At 36.7% G+C, this 16,165-nt stretch carries 15 protein-coding genes; 12 read left to right on the top strand and 3 right to left on the bottom strand.

The features are described from left to right. Positions 1 to 108 precede the first annotated feature (108 nt). The 4 genes from ACE1OF_RS03820 to ACE1OF_RS03805 all read left to right on the top strand — a co-directional run bounded on the left by ACE1OF_RS03820 (position 109) and on the right by ACE1OF_RS03805 (position 2,401). Positions 109 to 522: a YjfI family protein gene (locus ACE1OF_RS03820; RefSeq protein WP_448892911.1), complete on the top strand. Its 414-nt coding sequence runs from the start codon at positions 109 to 111 to the stop codon at positions 520 to 522. Between the two features lie 41 nt (positions 523 to 563). Continuing rightward, on the top strand, positions 564 to 1,253 hold the full coding sequence (locus ACE1OF_RS03815; protein ID WP_448892910.1) for a PspA/IM30 family protein: 690 nt from the start codon (positions 564 to 566) through the stop codon (positions 1,251 to 1,253). A gap of 110 nt (positions 1,254 to 1,363) precedes the next feature. Then, entirely contained in the window at positions 1,364 to 2,005 is a 642-nt protein-coding gene (locus ACE1OF_RS03810; protein WP_448892909.1) for a hypothetical protein, read from the top strand. A 66-nt stretch (positions 2,006 to 2,071) separates the two neighbouring features. Next, entirely contained in the window at positions 2,072 to 2,401 is a 330-nt protein-coding gene (locus tag ACE1OF_RS03805; RefSeq protein ID WP_448892908.1) for a hypothetical protein, read from the top strand. A gap of 93 nt (positions 2,402 to 2,494) precedes the next feature. Here ACE1OF_RS03805 and ACE1OF_RS03800 read toward each other — a convergent pair whose 3' ends face one another. Next, complete coding sequence (locus tag ACE1OF_RS03800; RefSeq protein WP_448892907.1) at positions 2,495 to 3,172, bottom strand: CYTH domain-containing protein; 678 nt, start codon at positions 3,170 to 3,172, stop codon at positions 2,495 to 2,497. A 155-nt stretch (positions 3,173 to 3,327) separates the two neighbouring features. Here ACE1OF_RS03800 and ACE1OF_RS03795 point away from each other — a divergent pair, with 155 nt between their 5' ends. Continuing rightward, positions 3,328 to 3,945, top strand: coding sequence for a TIGR04211 family SH3 domain-containing protein (locus ACE1OF_RS03795; protein ID WP_448892906.1), 618 nt, complete (start codon positions 3,328 to 3,330; stop codon positions 3,943 to 3,945). 46 nt (positions 3,946 to 3,991) lie between these two features. Next, complete coding sequence (locus tag ACE1OF_RS03790; protein WP_448892905.1) at positions 3,992 to 5,074, top strand: glycosyltransferase family 4 protein; 1,083 nt, start codon at positions 3,992 to 3,994, stop codon at positions 5,072 to 5,074. Between the two features lie 43 nt (positions 5,075 to 5,117). Here the strand turns inward: ACE1OF_RS03790 and ACE1OF_RS03785 are convergent, their stop codons facing one another. Then, positions 5,118 to 6,161 carry a CDP-glycerol glycerophosphotransferase family protein gene (locus ACE1OF_RS03785; protein ID WP_448892904.1) on the bottom strand — a complete coding sequence of 348 codons (1,044 nt, stop codon included), beginning with the start codon at positions 6,159 to 6,161 and terminating at the stop codon, positions 5,118 to 5,120. 153 nt (positions 6,162 to 6,314) lie between these two features. Between ACE1OF_RS03785 and ACE1OF_RS03780 the strand changes: the two genes are divergently transcribed. The 5 genes from ACE1OF_RS03780 (at position 6,315) to leuD (ending at position 13,050) form a co-directional block, all read left to right on the top strand. Beyond that, positions 6,315 to 7,826 (top strand): capsule assembly Wzi family protein, encoded by a 1,512-nt coding sequence (locus ACE1OF_RS03780; protein ID WP_448892903.1) that lies wholly within the window; start codon positions 6,315 to 6,317, stop codon positions 7,824 to 7,826. Positions 7,827 to 8,262: 436 nt separating this feature from the next. Continuing rightward, positions 8,263 to 9,834, top strand: coding sequence for a 2-isopropylmalate synthase (gene leuA, locus ACE1OF_RS03775; RefSeq protein WP_448892902.1), 1,572 nt, complete (start codon positions 8,263 to 8,265; stop codon positions 9,832 to 9,834). Between the two features lie 72 nt (positions 9,835 to 9,906). Continuing rightward, entirely contained in the window at positions 9,907 to 10,995 is a 1,089-nt protein-coding gene (gene leuB / locus ACE1OF_RS03770; RefSeq protein ID WP_448892901.1) for a 3-isopropylmalate dehydrogenase, read from the top strand. A gap of 2 nt (positions 10,996 to 10,997) precedes the next feature. Then, a complete protein-coding gene (gene leuC / locus ACE1OF_RS03765) occupies positions 10,998 to 12,425 on the top strand; it encodes a 3-isopropylmalate dehydratase large subunit (RefSeq protein ID WP_448892900.1) in 1,428 nt (475 codons plus the stop codon). Positions 12,426 to 12,453: 28 nt separating this feature from the next. Next, the gene (leuD, locus tag ACE1OF_RS03760; RefSeq protein WP_448892899.1) at positions 12,454 to 13,050 is read left to right on the top strand and encodes a 3-isopropylmalate dehydratase small subunit; all 597 of its coding nucleotides are present in this window, start codon (positions 12,454 to 12,456) and stop codon (positions 13,048 to 13,050) included. 79 nt (positions 13,051 to 13,129) lie between these two features. Here the strand turns inward: leuD and ACE1OF_RS03755 are convergent, their stop codons facing one another. Further along, positions 13,130 to 14,755: an AAA family ATPase gene (locus ACE1OF_RS03755; RefSeq protein ID WP_448892898.1), complete on the bottom strand. Its 1,626-nt coding sequence runs from the start codon at positions 14,753 to 14,755 to the stop codon at positions 13,130 to 13,132. A 116-nt stretch (positions 14,756 to 14,871) separates the two neighbouring features. Here ACE1OF_RS03755 and ACE1OF_RS03750 point away from each other — a divergent pair, with 116 nt between their 5' ends. Continuing rightward, entirely contained in the window at positions 14,872 to 16,155 is a 1,284-nt protein-coding gene (locus ACE1OF_RS03750; protein WP_448892897.1) for a multifunctional CCA addition/repair protein, read from the top strand. The last annotated feature ends 10 nt before the right edge of the window (positions 16,156 to 16,165 follow it).

Genomic DNA, 16,165 nt, shown 5'->3' with positions numbered 1-16,165 from the left:
TAAAAAACAACAGAAAAAAAACACTTGACATAATATGTCAAGATGATAAATTTAACCTCGTTGACATATTATGTCATCTATAAGTAAATAATTAAGGATAGGAAATACATGAATATTCATACTATAGCCGATCATTTAAATAGTTTGGCCGACAATTCAGAAACAGGGATGAACTTTGACTGCCAACCTATTTCTGGTGAAGTTGATGTACTGCAAGTCACTATTTTAGGAAGAGAAGAATTACCCATTTTTGTTTCTGTAACAGATGACCAAATTTTATGCATCAGCTACCTTTGGGGTATTGAGGAAGTCAAACCTAACAGTGTTGCTGCAATGCACGAGAGCATGTTAGAAATGAACATACCAATGCCATTATCATCTTTTTCTAAAATTGGTGATAAGTATGTTATTTTTGGCGCACTTTCCATTAACTCAAGCTTTAATGATATCGAGCACGAATTGGCTGTATTAAACAATAACGCCTTAGAAGTTATTGATGATATGAGCGACTACCTACTTTAACCATGTGGTTATTTTGTAGGTTATCTTATTAGGAGAATAAAATGAGTATATTTAAAAAAATTATGACGGCAATTCGTGGTGGTGCTTCAGAAGCTGGTGAAGCAATTATAGATGCCAATGCAACCCGCATTTTTGAACAAGAAATTCGTGATGCAGAAAATCATTTAACGAAAGCAAAACGTGACTTAACTGGCGTTATGGCTGAGCAAATGGCCGCACAACGTGAAGTAACTCGTTTAGAAAAAGAAATAAATGAGCATGAAGGTTACGCTGGACAAGCGCTTGAAAAAGGCGATGAAGCATTAGCCCTTGCAGTAGCCGAAAAAATTGCCAACTTAGAAAGTAGCTTAGCAGCACAACAACAAGCTCACGACAGCTTTGCAGGCAATGCTGAAAGATTAAAAGAGTTGGTTAAAAAAAGTGAACGCCAAGTAAGCGAGCATAAACGCCAATTATCTATGGTAAAAACCACAGAAAGCGTACAAAAAGCAACTTCGGCAATTACTGATAACTTTTCATCAAGTAACTCAAAACTGTTAAGTGCTAAAGACTCATTAGAACGAATTAAAGCAAAACAACAAAAATTTGATGATAAAATGAAAGCGGCAGAAGTGCTTGAATCTGAAAACTCGGACACATCATTGGCAGCACAATTGAAAGCCGCAGGTATTGGCTCTCAAGATAGTAGCGCTAACTCAGTACTTGATCGAATTAAAGCGAAACAGAAATAAGCATAACAAGTAGCTGAACAACGAGTAAAATTAAATATTGAGTAGTAAATTGCTGTAATTTACTACTCGTAGCTTTTTACTCGTAACTGTTTTCTAACTAAAGGTATTTTATGAGTTTTTTTAAAAAAATTTTCAATAAAAACAAGCAGGAACAACGTAAGTTAACCCATGTAAACCAACTTTTAGTGGGAGATATTATTGTATTAACTGACAGTTTTGCATTACCTGAAACATTGCGTAACCAACAGCTACAAGTTACGGCAGTAAACAGTTATGAATATGAGCAAGAAACTCAAACAGAATGGACATTACAAGGTAGTAATGACCTTTTATTATTTCTAACATTAGACGTTGACGATACAACAGAGCTTAAATTTGCCTTAAAAATTGAGCATGAAGACGTAGAAACTTTATTTGATTTAGATTCCTTTTCTCAAATTTTTGATGAACCTGGACAAGCATTTTTAGAGAAGCAAGCAGATAACAACTTAACAACGAGTTGGACTAGCGAGCAATATCAACAAAATGTGTTTGCAAAAGTAGGTTATTTTCATCGAAAAGATCATCGCAGCGAAAACCTGAGTGCCTACGAAGGTAAAGACAGCGGGGAACAATTTGAGCTGTATACCTTATATAATGAAGATCAGAGCAAAGGCATTGATATTGAGGTATGGCAAGATGGTGATACTGATGTTTTCCTAACCATTTTCAGACCATTAACCGATATAGTTGACATGTATCCAGCAAGTTAATGATACCCATTCTAATAAACCTGAGCTCGGCTTCATAAATGAAAAGTGACATAATTAGAGACACTCATGACTAAAAAAATGCCTGAAAAATGGCAATCTTCAATCAAAGCAATCAAAGCGGTTCAGGTCGCTTTTGATATGGATGAAAAAATACAACTATCAATTAGAAAACAAGCCCTTGACGCTGGTTTAAGCCCTTCAGATCAAATTCGTGATATTTTAGGGCTTGCTATTAACAAGCGTCCTAAACGCCCTCGCCTTACCGTTAGTTTAGCACCCGATGATTACCAAGTACTCGCTGAAAAATATGGTTTAAAAGCAGAGCAACAACTTGAAATTAAAAGAAAATTAATGGACGAATTAATTGAGCATGTCAATACAACCGAAAGTAAGTAAAAGTTAACGGCTTGAGCTTAATAAGAATATAGGCACGGCCATAACTTAAAAGCAGTTAAACTAAAACTGCGGTATAGAGTTTTCTATAGCTAATTAACTTGCTGTTATTTCATCATAATACAAGCTATAGCCGCGTGCCGCTTTACTCACGTTTGAAGGCTCCATTGAGACAATCTCTTTTAATTGCTTTGCCAGCAAAAATAGCGCTTGTTCATCACCACTGACTAATTCAATTTCTATCTCGTTAATATATAACTTAGGTTCGCCCTTCAACGTACAAATTTCACCTAGATCAAGGGCAAGTTCAATCACATTCTTACCTTGATGAATAAGCCATGTTTGTCTAGTAAAATTAGTGGAAAAGATCACATGCAAACTTCGCTGTAATTGGTCAATATTAGTTCCTGCTGGCCAAATATTAACGGGGAAAAGTGCTAGGTTTAATTGACTATTTAGAATATCAACATTGTATTCAGGTCGTTTATGCAACCCATCAATAACGTTGCCAGCCGTTTTTATTGTTTGTTCAAAGAAATGAGGCTGATTTTTATCTTTTTTATTGAGTATGGTTTTAGCTCGAATGCGCAAACCAAAATCTATTTTTCTTAAATCTAAATCATCATTATCAAAATAATCATTAATTAACTGATATTGATGCATTTCAAAGGAATAATTTTCTGCCATTAGCATATTAGTGATATTTGCAACCACCGAATTATTTTCGTCAACATTTTCTGACAACTGATATTTTAGCTCTATTTCTGTATTCATCTAATTCAAATTTTCATTTTACAAGGGTTATTTACTGCACAGGATACACTTTGTTTGTCAACAGACCAAAGGATTCCTAATCTTAGCTTGATATAAAGTCGCCAAACACATAATATCTCCTTTTCAATGATTTACTTTTACCTAATGGTTGTTCCATGAATATTTTTAGCCTATTTATAAAAAAAGCAATTAAGCAAAATACCGTCAGTTTTTTTATCCTGTTTGTTTCAGTATTTACTGCTCATGCACAAGAAAATCAACAAGGTTACATTTCAGACGATCTGACTATTTTTATGCATGCTGGCCCAGGCACTAATTATCGTATTTTGGGTACTATCAACGCGGGTGCTCAAATACAAACGACTGGCCAAGAATCGAATGATTACAGTGAAATTATTGATGATAAAAACAGAATAACTTGGGTAGAAACGAAATATATTACACGTCAGCCTGGATTACGCTTTGTCGTGGCCGACCTTAACGGCAAACTAGCCAGTGGAAGTGATTATAGTACCAAGCTTGATGGCGAACTTAATGAAGTAAAAAACAGCTTAAATTTACTTACTAAAGAAAAAGAAAAGTTACAAACAGAATTAAAACTAGCTCAACAACAACTTAAAGTAGCCGAAGACAAGGTTAAAGACCAAGACACAAATATTAAAAAGCAATGGTTTTTCAATGGTGCTATTGTCTTAGGTATAGGTCTAATTGTAGGGCTAATTCTACCTAGATTTTTTGCACGTCGTCGCAGCTCTATGGATAGTTGGGGATAACAGTTAAATATAACCTTATCTTTCAACAACCTAAAATTATAAACACATGAAAATATTAGTGATTCCAAATCGTGGACGTTCATTCAATGCTGTGCGTCCTGAAGCTGAGTGTTATATAGATTTAGCAAAGTCTGGTCATGATGTCACCATTTTAACCTGTAAAACTAATGCTTATCTGGAAAAATATAAAAAGGCTGGCTTAAAAATTGTTTTTTTAGCTTCGTTAAAGAAACACAGCTGGGCAGTAATTAAGCAAATTCACCAGTATATCAAACAACACGGTATTAATGTTGTTTACGCCACTGAGTCAAATGGTATCCCTAATGCTGCATTTGGTTGCCTAGGCACTAAAGCAAAAATGATTGCTTATCGAGGCACCTCAGGTGGTATGTATAAAACCGACCCAAGTAATTACCTTTGTATGCTACACCCTAGAATAAACGGAGTTATTTGCGTGTCTGAAGCAGTGACTAAACACGTTAAACCTAAAATGCGTCATAGCATTCAACCTAAAGTAGTAACCATTTATAAAGGGCATGATTTAGCTTGGTATCAAGAGCAAGCCATAGAATTAAATAACTTACACACTCACAGTGATAATTTTAATATTGTTTGTATCGGCAGCCCAAGACCTCAAAAAGGCATGCAATATATGCTTGATGCGATGAAAGAGCTTTCTGATATCGAAAATATCAGGCTAATTCTTATTGGTGATAATTTTGATTGCGAACCCTACAGTACCAATATTAAAGCCACGGGCATGGCAGATAAAATAATACAAACAGGTTTCCGCTCTGATGTACCACAAATAGCTAAGGCTTGTGATGTCTTAGTGTTGCCGTCTGAGCGAGAAGGATTGCCTAGGGTGGTACTTGAGTCATTAGCCGTAGGAACGCCTGTTATCACCTCAGCGAATGAAGGCGCTATGGAAATTATTGAAGATAAAATAAATGGCTATGTTGTGCCTATCGGTAATGGTAAAGCCATCGCTGATCGTCTCCGATTATTAATTCAAGACAGAGGATTACTGAAACAATTAAGTGATAATGCACAAAACACAATTAACACTAAAATGTCTCATACAAAAACAGTGCAAGATATGGAAACATATTTTCAATACATGTTGTAAATGCTGTTTGCAAGTATTGATGCTTAATAGATCTTTATAGGTATCAAAACTTCCAATATTTCAATTTTTTTCGCATTTTAAAACCTCTTAATACGTTTAAAGGTTTAGCTTTTTTCGGCAAGTTTTCCCCGTTTAGTAGTTCATCAGCAGCAGCCAAAACCCTTAATGAAGACTTACCATCAATATAGGGATGAGTATTATCAATAAAAGATTGTATTTTTTCTTGCAACTCCTTGGGATAAGACAAAGCATAATCAATACTTTCTTCAAGCTTATTTTTATCTGTAATATTGATCATATAATCTTTAGGATCAATATTATCAAACGTTACTACAGGTTTGTTTTGCATAAGAAACATCATTAAGACCGAAGATGTATCACAAACCATTACATCAGCTTGTTGTAGTAGTGGAATAACATTATCAGTTTCAATAAATGACAAATGCTCACTTTCAAGACTTTTATATTGTTCAATTATGTTAATAGGCATTTTAGGATGAAATTGAATCAACCATTGCCATTTCCCTGTTGCACTTAACTTTTTGACTGTTTCAAACAAGTGAGGAGCACAAGTTAACGCACGAGAAAAAGTAGAGCACATTAGAATAGTTGGTTTGATATTTTTTTTAATTGCAGATAAATCAAAAAGAGGATCTAAAGCTGGCCAGCCAGTTTGTTTTACTGAAAAGTGCTGATGTTGTTTTGCTAGCTCTTCAAATGGTAACGTTGTATTCGGTCCCTGAGTACAATATAAATCAAAACAGCCTCGAATATTAAAATGGTCTTCAAAACCTCGTCTGTTCCGTTTTCCTGCATTAAAGCCGTGGAAAATGCCAACCTTAATACCAGGAATAAAATCAGGAACTACATTACCAGGTACAAACACAACTTTTGGTTTATATTCTTGTACCTGTGAAATAGTGTTAAGTTGTTGTTCATTGGCCTGCAAATACTCATGATTAACTTCATTTCCCTCTAAAAACCAGGCAACCTGATCACCTCTAGCCAATATAGCCGCTTGTAATGGGCGCAAAATAGCATAAGAATAATTTTGAGAAATATAAAAAAGGTAATGTTTACCAGCCATAACACCGCAACTTATAAAATAACATCATAAAAAGGTTAGCATTTTAAACCTATATAATCATGATGAAAACACGTATACTCTTTTTTCTTCAAATGATTATTTTTCAGCATCAAACATGCAAACGTTACCAATATTCAATGGATCTTTTTCTACATGTTATTTTCATCTTTATTATTAAAAAAGCGAATTGTTTTTAGTCTTTTATTTATCAGTTTGCACCTCTCAGCAGAGCCTTGGATTGACACCTCAGATATTTATTTAAAGGCAAATATTCAATTACTCGCAGACACAGGTTATATTCTTACACCAGTAACAACTTACCCGTTAATGTGGCACGATATATCACGTGATCTAAAAAGAATTGACCAAGATGAATTAACCCCTAACCAAAAAGATGCATACCATTATATAAATCATCAATTAAGGCTAGCAAAAAAAAATCAAACCCGCATCAAGTCTCAAGTGGGATTAAAAGATAAAAGATTTACCAGCTTTGGCGATGCTGCCAGTAATAAAAACAGTATTGCTCTACATTCCAGTATTATGTATGAGCACTTTGCGGCAAAAATAGTATCTAACTATATTAGCAACCCAAACAATGGTGATAAATTACGTTTTGATGAAAGCTATATCGCCGCTTTTATCGGTAATTGGGTTATATCCTATGGTCGCCAAAATCGTTGGTATGGGCCTACATGGGACACCAGTTTAAGCTTAACAAACAATACTAGACCCATCAGTGCATTGAGTATTTCACGTAAATCCGCAATCCCCTTTGTTATTCCGTTTACCGAATTTGATATTCCTTGGACTGTGAGCAGTTTTATGGGGAAAATGGATGACGAGCGCACCATAAAAAATACTTTATTATGGGGCTTTAGGCTCAATTTCAAACCATTTAAAAACCTAGAAATTGGTCTAACCCGCTTAGCGCAATGGGGGGGAGATGGACACTCACAAAGTATGTCTACCTTTAGCGATATTCTCATTGGTAAAACTAACTGTGGCGTTGACGACCTCATTTGTAATGAAAACAACCCTAACCCTGCAAATCAACAAGCAGGTTATGATTTACGCTATAGCTTTAACTTATTTGAAATACCCATGAGCATTTATGGACAAAAATTTGCTGAAGACGGTAAAGAAGGAAAATTAAACTATTTAACCAAAGCCCAACCTCAATTTGGCTTTGATGCACACTTAACTATTTTAGAAAAACCAACTACGGTGTTTTTTGAATTCACTGACAGTTTAGCTGATTGCGGTGAAAGAGATAACATTGGTGATTGTTACTACGAACACTCAACTTATGTAACAGGTATGCGCTATTATAACCGAACACTGGGAAGCACCTATGATAATGATGCAAAAACTTATGTTTTAGGTGCTATTTCACAACTGAATACCAATACAAGATTAACGACTAAATTACGCTATTTAGATCTTAACTATGACAATAGCGACAAAGCACCAGAAACGCCTACTATAGGTAATAGTGTTACGAGTATAGCCGAGCAAGTGTGGATGTTATCAACCAGTATTCAGCATGATTATCAGCATTGGCGTTTTACACTTTCTAGTGATATTAGCCAATCACGTTTTAAAAATGACCTTGATAAAGACACAGAGTTTAATGCATCGCTACAAATAGAATACAACCTTTAACCTACCTTTAATTTGTTTTTATCTGTTTATTACTAACCTATATAACTAAACCATCTAGCATTTTAAAAACTTTCATTTGACAAAAATTGAGTAAATGCGTTATTAATAGGTCTATATTATATAGTTATTTGGTTTTGTTGCTTTTAATTGATTTAAATATCATTAAAAATAACACCACAGGAAAGTAAGTCAGCAAATGATAGTAGTAATGAATAAAGTTCTCCTCAACCTCCTCCTCGTACTTAACGTGCGCGGCTAGGTTTTATTGCTTATTCATTAACATTTTCAGAGACTACTCAAAAAGAGATAACTCTAAGAATACACAAATAAGAATTCACTAAAACCCGCGCTAATCAACGCGGGTTTTTTTACGTCTATGCGTTGGTTAGCTTTTACAATATTAATAAACTAAATTAGACACACAAAGGATACAAATATGAGCACTTCATCTTCAAAAGATTCATTGTCTAAGGATAAGGTCATTATTTTTGACACTACCTTACGTGATGGCGAGCAAGCATTAAATGCTAGCTTATCGGTACATGAAAAACTTCAAATTGCATTATCGCTTGAACGTTTAGGCGTAGACATTATGGAAGTTGGCTTTCCAGTATCATCTCCAGGTGATTTTGAATCAGTTCAACAAATTGCTCGTACCATTAAAAATGCCCGAGTGTGTGGTTTAGCCCGTGCTGTTGAAGCCGATATTGATGCTTGTGCTCAATCATTGAAAGTAGCCGACCAATTCCGTATTCATACTTTTATTTCTACATCCGATGTACATGTTCAGCAAAAATTAAAAAAAGAATTTTCTGACGTACAAGCCATGGCAGTACATGCCGTTAAATACGCCCGAAAGTTTACCGACGACGTTGAGTTTTCTTGTGAAGATGCGGGTAGAACGCCCATTGATAATTTATGCCGTATGGTTGAAGCAGCCATTACCGCTGGCGCCACCACAGTAAACATTCCAGATACCGTAGGCTATACCCTGCCTTTTGAATTTCAAGGCATCATAACCAATTTATTTAATCGTGTGCCTAATATTGATAAAGCCGTCATTTCAGTGCATTGCCACAATGATTTAGGATTAGCGGTTGCTAACTCAATGGCCGCTGTTCAAGCTGGCGCACGCCAAATTGAATGTACAATTAATGGTATTGGTGAACGCGCAGGTAATTGCTCATTAGAAGAAGTTGCCATGATCATGAAAACACGTGAAGCATTATTAGGTGTTCATACTAATATTAAACACCAAGAAATCGCTCGCTCTTCTAAATTAGTAAGCACTTTATGCAACATGCCTGTGCAACTAAACAAAGCCATAGTAGGCGGAAATGCTTTTAGTCATTCTTCAGGTATTCATCAAGATGGTATGTTAAAAGCTAGTAATACTTATGAAATTATGACACCAGAAAGTGTTGGTATTGCTAAAACTAAATTAAACTTAACCTCTCGCAGTGGTCGCCATGTTATTAAGCACCGTATGGAAAGTTTAGGTTATAAAGAAAGCGATTATCAACTTGAACAACTTTATGCTGACTTTTTGGCATTGGCAGATAAAAAAGGCCAAGTATTTGATGATGATTTAGAAGCTATGTTGTTTAATATTCAACAACAAGACACACAGGATTATTACCGTTTAGATACTATCAATGTACAGTGTGGTGATGGTGAATTTGCTACCGCTAGTATAAAACTTTTAGCAGGTGATGACATTAGCAAGGTACATGCGGCCACAGGTAATGGCCCTGTAGATGCACTTTATCAAGCGATCAAACAAGCGGTTGATGTAGAATTTGAAGTCAGTGATTATAAAATATCGAATAAAGGCTCTGGTGAAGATGGTTTAGGTCAAGCCGACTTAGTAATCACTTGGCAAGGAAGAAATTTTCATGGCTACGGTTTAGCTACCGATGTTATAGAGGCCTCTGGACAAGCATTAATTCATGCATTAAATAGTATTAACAGAGCAAAAACTATAGCGGAACTTAAAGCCGCAAAATAAGTAGAGAGCATAGCTTGGTTTAAAATATTTTGAGCCAAGTTAGAATACAGAAAATTATAAGGTATAGAAAACATGTCCAACATAGCAGTATTAGCTGGCGATGGTATCGGCCCAGAAGTCATGGTTGAAGCCAAAAAAGTATTAACCGCCATAGCCAAAAAATTTAATATAGTCATTAACACAAAAGATTATGATATTGGTGGTGCAGCCATTGATAACCACGGTAATGCCCTACCTGATTCAACCATGAAAGGTTGTGAAGAAAGCGACGCCATTTTATTTGGTAGTGTCGGTGGCCCTAAATGGGCAAACTTACCGCCAACAGAACAACCAGAGCGTTGTGCATTATTAGGTTTACGCGGCCGTTTTGATTTATTTTGTAACATGCGACCAGCAACGTTGCAACCTGCTTTATCAAGCCTATCAACCTTACGTGAAGATATCTCAGCACAAGGTTTTGATGTATTAGTTATTCGTGAATTAACGGGTGACATTTATTTTGGTGAACCTAAAGGTCGTAAAGGCGAAGGCGAAGAAGAAACTGGCTTTGATTCTATGTTTTATTCACGTCGAGAAATCAAACGTATTGCTCATCTAGCCTTTCAAGCGGCACAAAAACGCAATAACAAAGTCACTTCTGTGGATAAAGCCAACGTTTTAGCCACAAGCCAATTATGGCGTCAGGTGGTTGAAGAAGTTGCTGTAGACTACCCAGAAGTGACACTAGAACATTTATATGTTGATAATGCAGCCATGCAATTAGTGCGCGATCCAAATCAATTTGACGTAATGTTATGTCCCAATTTATTCGGTGATATTTTATCTGATATTTGTGCCATGATCACCGGTTCCATGGGCTTGCTTCCTTCAGCAAGTTTAAACGAACAAGGTTTTGGTATGTATGAGCCTGCAGGTGGTAGTGCACCCGATATCGCAGGGAAAGGCATTGCCAATCCAATTGCCCAAATTTTATCTGCGGCACTTATGCTACGTTATAGCTTAAACGAAGATGCTGCTGCAAAAGCGATTGAAGACGCAGTAGCAAGTGCTCTAGACAACGGCATATTAACTGCAGATTTATTACCAAGTCATAATAGATCAAACGCAAAAACCACTAGCGAAGTGGGTGATTATATCTGTCAACAAATTGAGGAAGCGTAAACATGACCGCCAATAATACTGCACCAAAAACAATGTACGAAAAGTTATGGCAAACGCATTTAGTGGAAGAAAAAGTCGGTGAAACACCTCTACTTTATGTTGACAGACATTTGATTCATGAAGTGACATCACCTCAAGCTTTTGCAAATTTACGTTTTCATAACCGCCCTGTTCGTCATCCTGAACGTACCATAGCAACGATGGATCACAACATATCTACTCGCTCTATTGAAATTGATGCTGCGGGTGAAGGTGCTGCCAATCAGTTACGCGCATTAGAAAAAAATTGTAAAGAGTTTGGTATTGAACTATTCGGTATGGGCCATAAAAACCAAGGTATCGCCCACGTTATGGGACCAGAGCTTGGTGTAACTTTACCTGGTACTATCATTGTTTGCGGTGACTCTCATACCGCAACTCATGGTGCTTTCGGCGCTTTGGCGTTTGGTATTGGTACTTCAGAAGTTGAGCATGTTTTTGCAACACAAACCTTACGTCAAACAAAAGCAAAAACCATGAAAATTGAAGTAAAAGGACATGTAGGCAAAGGGATCAGCGCAAAAGATATTATTTTAGCCATTATAGGTAAAACAGGTAGCGCAGGTGCCACAGGGTATGTTGTTGAATATTGCGGTGAAGCAATTGAAGCATTAAGCATGGAAGAGCGTATGACCGTTTGCAACATGAGCATTGAATTTGGAGCAAAAGCTGGCTTAATAGCACCAGACCAAACAACATTTAATTATGTAGAAGGCAAAGAATATGCACCTAAAGGCGAAATTTTCCAACAAGCTGTTGCTGATTGGAAAAAGTTGAAATCAGATGAGGGTGCCATTTTTGATGCTGTAATTACACTTGATGCTAAAGATATTAAAGCACAAGTCACTTGGGGAACTAATCCTGGACAAGTGATTAGTGTTGACGGCACCGTTCCTTCTCCCGATGATATTGATGATCCCGTTGAAAAAGAATCATGTATCAATGCATTAAAATACATGGACTTAACAGCAGGAACTAAAATAACTGACATTCACGTTAACAAAGTATTTATCGGCTCTTGTACTAATTCACGCATTGAAGATTTACGTGCTGCGGCTAACGTTGTTAAAGATTTTACGGCTAAGGGTCAACGTGTACAAAGCACTGTAGATGCCATTATTGTGCCTGGATCTTACCGCGTTAAAACACAAGCTGAAAGTGAAGGCTTAGATAAAATATTTAGTGACGCTGGTTTTGAATGGCGTTTACCGGGCTGCTCTATGTGTTTGGGCATGAATGATGATGTACTTGAAGAAGGCGATCGTTGTGCTTCAACTAGTAACCGTAATTTTGAAGGGCGTCAAGGGCGTGGCAGCCGTACTCACTTAGTGAGCCCTGAAATGGCAGCCGCCGCCGCCATTGCAGGCCATTTTGTCGACTTAAACGCATAACTGTCACCAACCTACAGAGGAATTTAATATGGAAAAATTTACCACACACACAGGCTTGGTTGTGCCATTAGATATCGCTAACATCGATACCGATCAAATCATCCCAAAACAATTTTTACAAAAAACTGAACGTATTGGCTTTGGTGTACATTTATTTCACGATAGCCGTTATTTAGACCATAATGGCAAAGAACCAAATCCTGATTTTATTTTAAATAAACCTGAATACAAAAACGCTAGTATTTTATTAACCAGAGAAAATTTTGGTTGTGGTTCAAGCCGAGAACACGCTCCTTGGGCATTAGAAGAATATGGCTTTAAAGTCATTATTGCACCAAGTTTTGCTGACATCTTTTATGGTAATTGTATCAATATTGGTTTATTACCCATTAAATTAGCAGAAGACCAAATTGATCAATTATTTAAACAATCAGGTAACGCTAAACTTAATCTTACCGTCGATTTAGCTAACAATACTGTAAGTAATGGGGGTATTAGTTTTACTTTTGAACTTGGTCAGTTTCACAAATACTGCTTAGAAGAAGGTGTTGACAGCGTAGGTTGGACCTTAAATAAGCTTGATAAAATTAAAGCTTTTGAAGCAAAAATGCCTGCTTGGCAATAGAAAGTATGAACTTGAGAATGCCCTATAGCATTCTCAAGTAAATTCTCGCCAGTTATTCACAGTGCAGATAGGCGAGAATTTACCAGTTAGTTAACGCAGGTAAGCTAAATTTTTCGCCTCGGTAAGTCAAAATGACCTGTTGAGGTAAAATTTTCTCAATATAAACTCCATTGGCAATACTGTCTCCTTCATAACGATCTCGGCCATTTACATTAACCCAACCTTCGCCATCAGAGGCATATATATGTTGTTCAAAATGCAAACTTGGTACACCTTCTTGCACCCAAGCAGGCATTTGCGTTAGTGATTTAACCTTGCTGTCTGCCGTTTGAACTGGTTTAGGCTTAAGTGCATTTTTTGACAACGTTTTAGTGTCATCAATAGCAGCTTGAAAGCGCGCGAGTAAATCTTCAGAAACGCCTTCAACCGCTTCTATTTGGTAGTTTTTTGGGGCTACTTCTGGTTTAGGTTTAGGTTCAATATTTTTTACAGTTTTCGGTTCAACTGTCATATTTTTTTGGGTTAGTTGACCAACAGGTTCAGTGGTTGCATCTTCCACAGTCGCTTTAGCAGGTGTTATTATTTTATCTTCTGAGCGTTTTGGCTTATCACTACTTACAACTAATTGCACTTCTGGTGCTTTTGGCTTTAGCTGCTCCTGTATTATCTTTTCATTGGTTTTTTCTAACGGCTCTTTTACTTGAATCGCGGATTGCTCTTTAACTAACTCATTACTGGCTACAGAAGCAGTGTTCTCTGATACTTGTTGTGGCGACTTTTGCTGACCTAACCAAAACCCTGTTACTAATACAACAAATAACACGCCAGCCGCCAAAGCAATTTGAATATTTTTATTCTGCCACCAAGGTAATAAATCAAAATCATCACCTAACGCATGGCTAGCTGCTTTGAAGACTATTTTTTTATCTACTACCGCGTTATTAGAATTATATGCTTCTATTAAGGCACTATGACACAGTAAATTAATCAACCTTGGAATGCCTTGAGATAATTGATGGATTGCTGCTAAAGCCCCTTTATTGAAAAGCGCTCGATGGCAATTAGCAACTGACAGTCTATGTTTGATATATGCAGCCAATTCTAATTTGTTTAACGGTAGTAAGTGATATCGAGCTGTTATACGCTGTGCTAATTGTCGTAAATCACGACGTTTAAGTAATTGCTGTAATTCAGGTTGTCCAATTAAAATAACTTGCAACAATTTTTTAGTATCAGTTTCTAAATTAGTTAACAACCGCAACTGTTCTAATACTTCAGCCTCTAAATGCTGTGCCTCATCAATAATCAATAAAGTGTTTATATTGTTTGCATGGTTTTTTAATAGTTTCTCAGCAATTTTATCTGTTAAGGTTTTTAATGTAGCTCCTGTTTTACGGTAACGAATTTTTAATTGATCACAAATCGTTGCGAGTAACTCTTGGCTTGATAATGTTGGGTTCAAAATAAAAGCCAATTGTGTGTTTTCAGGTATTTCAGCCATTAAACAACGACTGACTGTTGTTTTACCTGTACCAACTTCACCTGTTAATAAAACAAAGCCACCATTATCACCTGAGCCATTGATCCCTAACCCATGAGTTAAATGGCTCAGCGCTTCTCGATGCCTATCACTCATAAATAAATATTTAGGATTTGGGGCAATAGAAAAAGGTAATTCACTTAAGGAGAAAAAATTTGTGTACATAAAAACGTTGCTGCAATTTAAAAGACAATAATACGTTGATAAAATTAACCTGTTGACAGGGTTATGTCTACGAATATTATGGTAAACTTGTAAACAATCTTATTGAGGTGACCTTTTTGACTACTAAAAACACGAACATTGCAAACATAACTGAACTTGATGTGTACCTTGTTGGTGGAGCCGTTCGAGATGAGTTATTAAACAGACCCTATAAAGACCAAGACTATTTAGTGGTTGGTGCCTCTGTTCAACAAATGTTATCGCTTGGATTTAACCAGGTAGGTAAAGATTTCCCCGTATTTTTACACCCAGAAACTAAACAAGAATATGCTTTAGCGCGCACTGAACGTAAACAAGGTCAGGGCTATACAGGCTTCACGTGTTATGCAGAACCTGACGTAACTATAGAGCAAGATTTATTGCGTCGTGATCTTACTATCAACGCAATGGCCAAAAGTAAAACAGGTAAGATTGTCGACCCATACAATGGTCAGCAAGATCTTGAAAATAGAGTGTTACGCCATGTTAGTTCCGCCTTTGTTGAAGATCCCTTAAGAGTATTACGCGTGGCGCGCTTTGCTGCTCGTTATCACGATTATGGTTTTGTTATTGCAAATGAAACCCTTGAATTAATGACGACTATCAGTACTCGTGGTGAATTATTGACCTTAAGTGCTGAGCGTATATGGCAAGAAGTACAACGCAGTTTGTCTGAAGATCACCCAGAAGTATTCTTCGACGTATTACGTCAATGCCAAGCCCTTAATATTATTTGGCCTGATTTAGAAAAATTATGGGGTGTTCCAAATCCAGCAAAATGGCACCCTGAAATTTGCAGTGGTGTTCATACCATGATGGTATTACACCAAGCTGTATTATTAACGCAAAATAATAAACACAAAGCTGTCATTCGTTTTGCTGCTTTATGCCATGATCTAGGTAAAGGGCTTACCACGAGTGAATATTTACCAAGCCACCCCGGGCACGAAAAAGCAGGTTTACCTTTAGTAGAAAAAATATCAAAACAGCTTAAAGTACCAATATATTATCAACAGCTGGCCTTAAAAGTGTGCGAACATCATTTACATTGCCATAAGGCATTTCAATTGAAACCAAGTACCTTATTGAGAATATTTGATCAACTTGACGTATGGCGAAAGCCGCAAGAATTTGATGACTTTATCATTGCCTGTAAAAGTGACTTTCTTGGTCGTCTAGGTTTTGACAACCGCCCTTACCCACAAGAAAAATATTTAAAAGAAGCCATGCTAGCCGCCTGTAATGTCAATGCTAAAACTTTTGTTGAACAGGGCTTAAAAGGTCTTGCCATAAAAGAAGCCATGGTAAAAGCTCGTTTAAATGCTATAAAAAAAGTCAAAGAACAGCACCAGTTAGGCTAAACGCTTATAT

The organism is Colwellia sp. E150_009 (assembly GCF_053543955.1).
This window is presented reverse-complemented; position numbering and strand designations above follow the sequence as displayed.

Excerpts from the sequence above, each read along its gene's own strand:
- leuB (WP_448892901.1), top strand. The coding sequence starts at position 9,907 with ATGTCCAACATAGCAGTATTAGCTGGCGATGGTATCGGCCCAGAAGTC.
- ACE1OF_RS03780 (WP_448892903.1), top strand. The coding sequence starts at position 6,315 with ATGTTATTTTCATCTTTATTATTAAAAAAGCGAATTGTTTTTAGTCTT.
- ACE1OF_RS03790 (WP_448892905.1), top strand. The coding sequence starts at position 3,992 with ATGAAAATATTAGTGATTCCAAATCGTGGACGTTCATTCAATGCTGTG.
- ACE1OF_RS03805 (WP_448892908.1), top strand. The coding sequence starts at position 2,072 with ATGACTAAAAAAATGCCTGAAAAATGGCAATCTTCAATCAAAGCAATC.
- ACE1OF_RS03755 (WP_448892898.1), bottom strand. The coding sequence starts at position 14,755 with ATGTACACAAATTTTTTCTCCTTAAGTGAATTACCTTTTTCTATTGCC.
- ACE1OF_RS03810 (WP_448892909.1), top strand. The coding sequence starts at position 1,364 with ATGAGTTTTTTTAAAAAAATTTTCAATAAAAACAAGCAGGAACAACGT.
- leuC (WP_448892900.1), top strand. The coding sequence starts at position 10,998 with ATGACCGCCAATAATACTGCACCAAAAACAATGTACGAAAAGTTATGG.
- ACE1OF_RS03800 (WP_448892907.1), bottom strand. The coding sequence starts at position 3,172 with ATGAATACAGAAATAGAGCTAAAATATCAGTTGTCAGAAAATGTTGAC.
- ACE1OF_RS03820 (WP_448892911.1), top strand. The coding sequence starts at position 109 with ATGAATATTCATACTATAGCCGATCATTTAAATAGTTTGGCCGACAAT.
- leuD (WP_448892899.1), top strand. The coding sequence starts at position 12,454 with ATGGAAAAATTTACCACACACACAGGCTTGGTTGTGCCATTAGATATC.
- ACE1OF_RS03795 (WP_448892906.1), top strand. The coding sequence starts at position 3,328 with ATGAATATTTTTAGCCTATTTATAAAAAAAGCAATTAAGCAAAATACC.
- leuA (WP_448892902.1), top strand. The coding sequence starts at position 8,263 with ATGAGCACTTCATCTTCAAAAGATTCATTGTCTAAGGATAAGGTCATT.
- ACE1OF_RS03815 (WP_448892910.1), top strand. The coding sequence starts at position 564 with ATGAGTATATTTAAAAAAATTATGACGGCAATTCGTGGTGGTGCTTCA.
- ACE1OF_RS03785 (WP_448892904.1), bottom strand. The coding sequence starts at position 6,161 with ATGGCTGGTAAACATTACCTTTTTTATATTTCTCAAAATTATTCTTAT.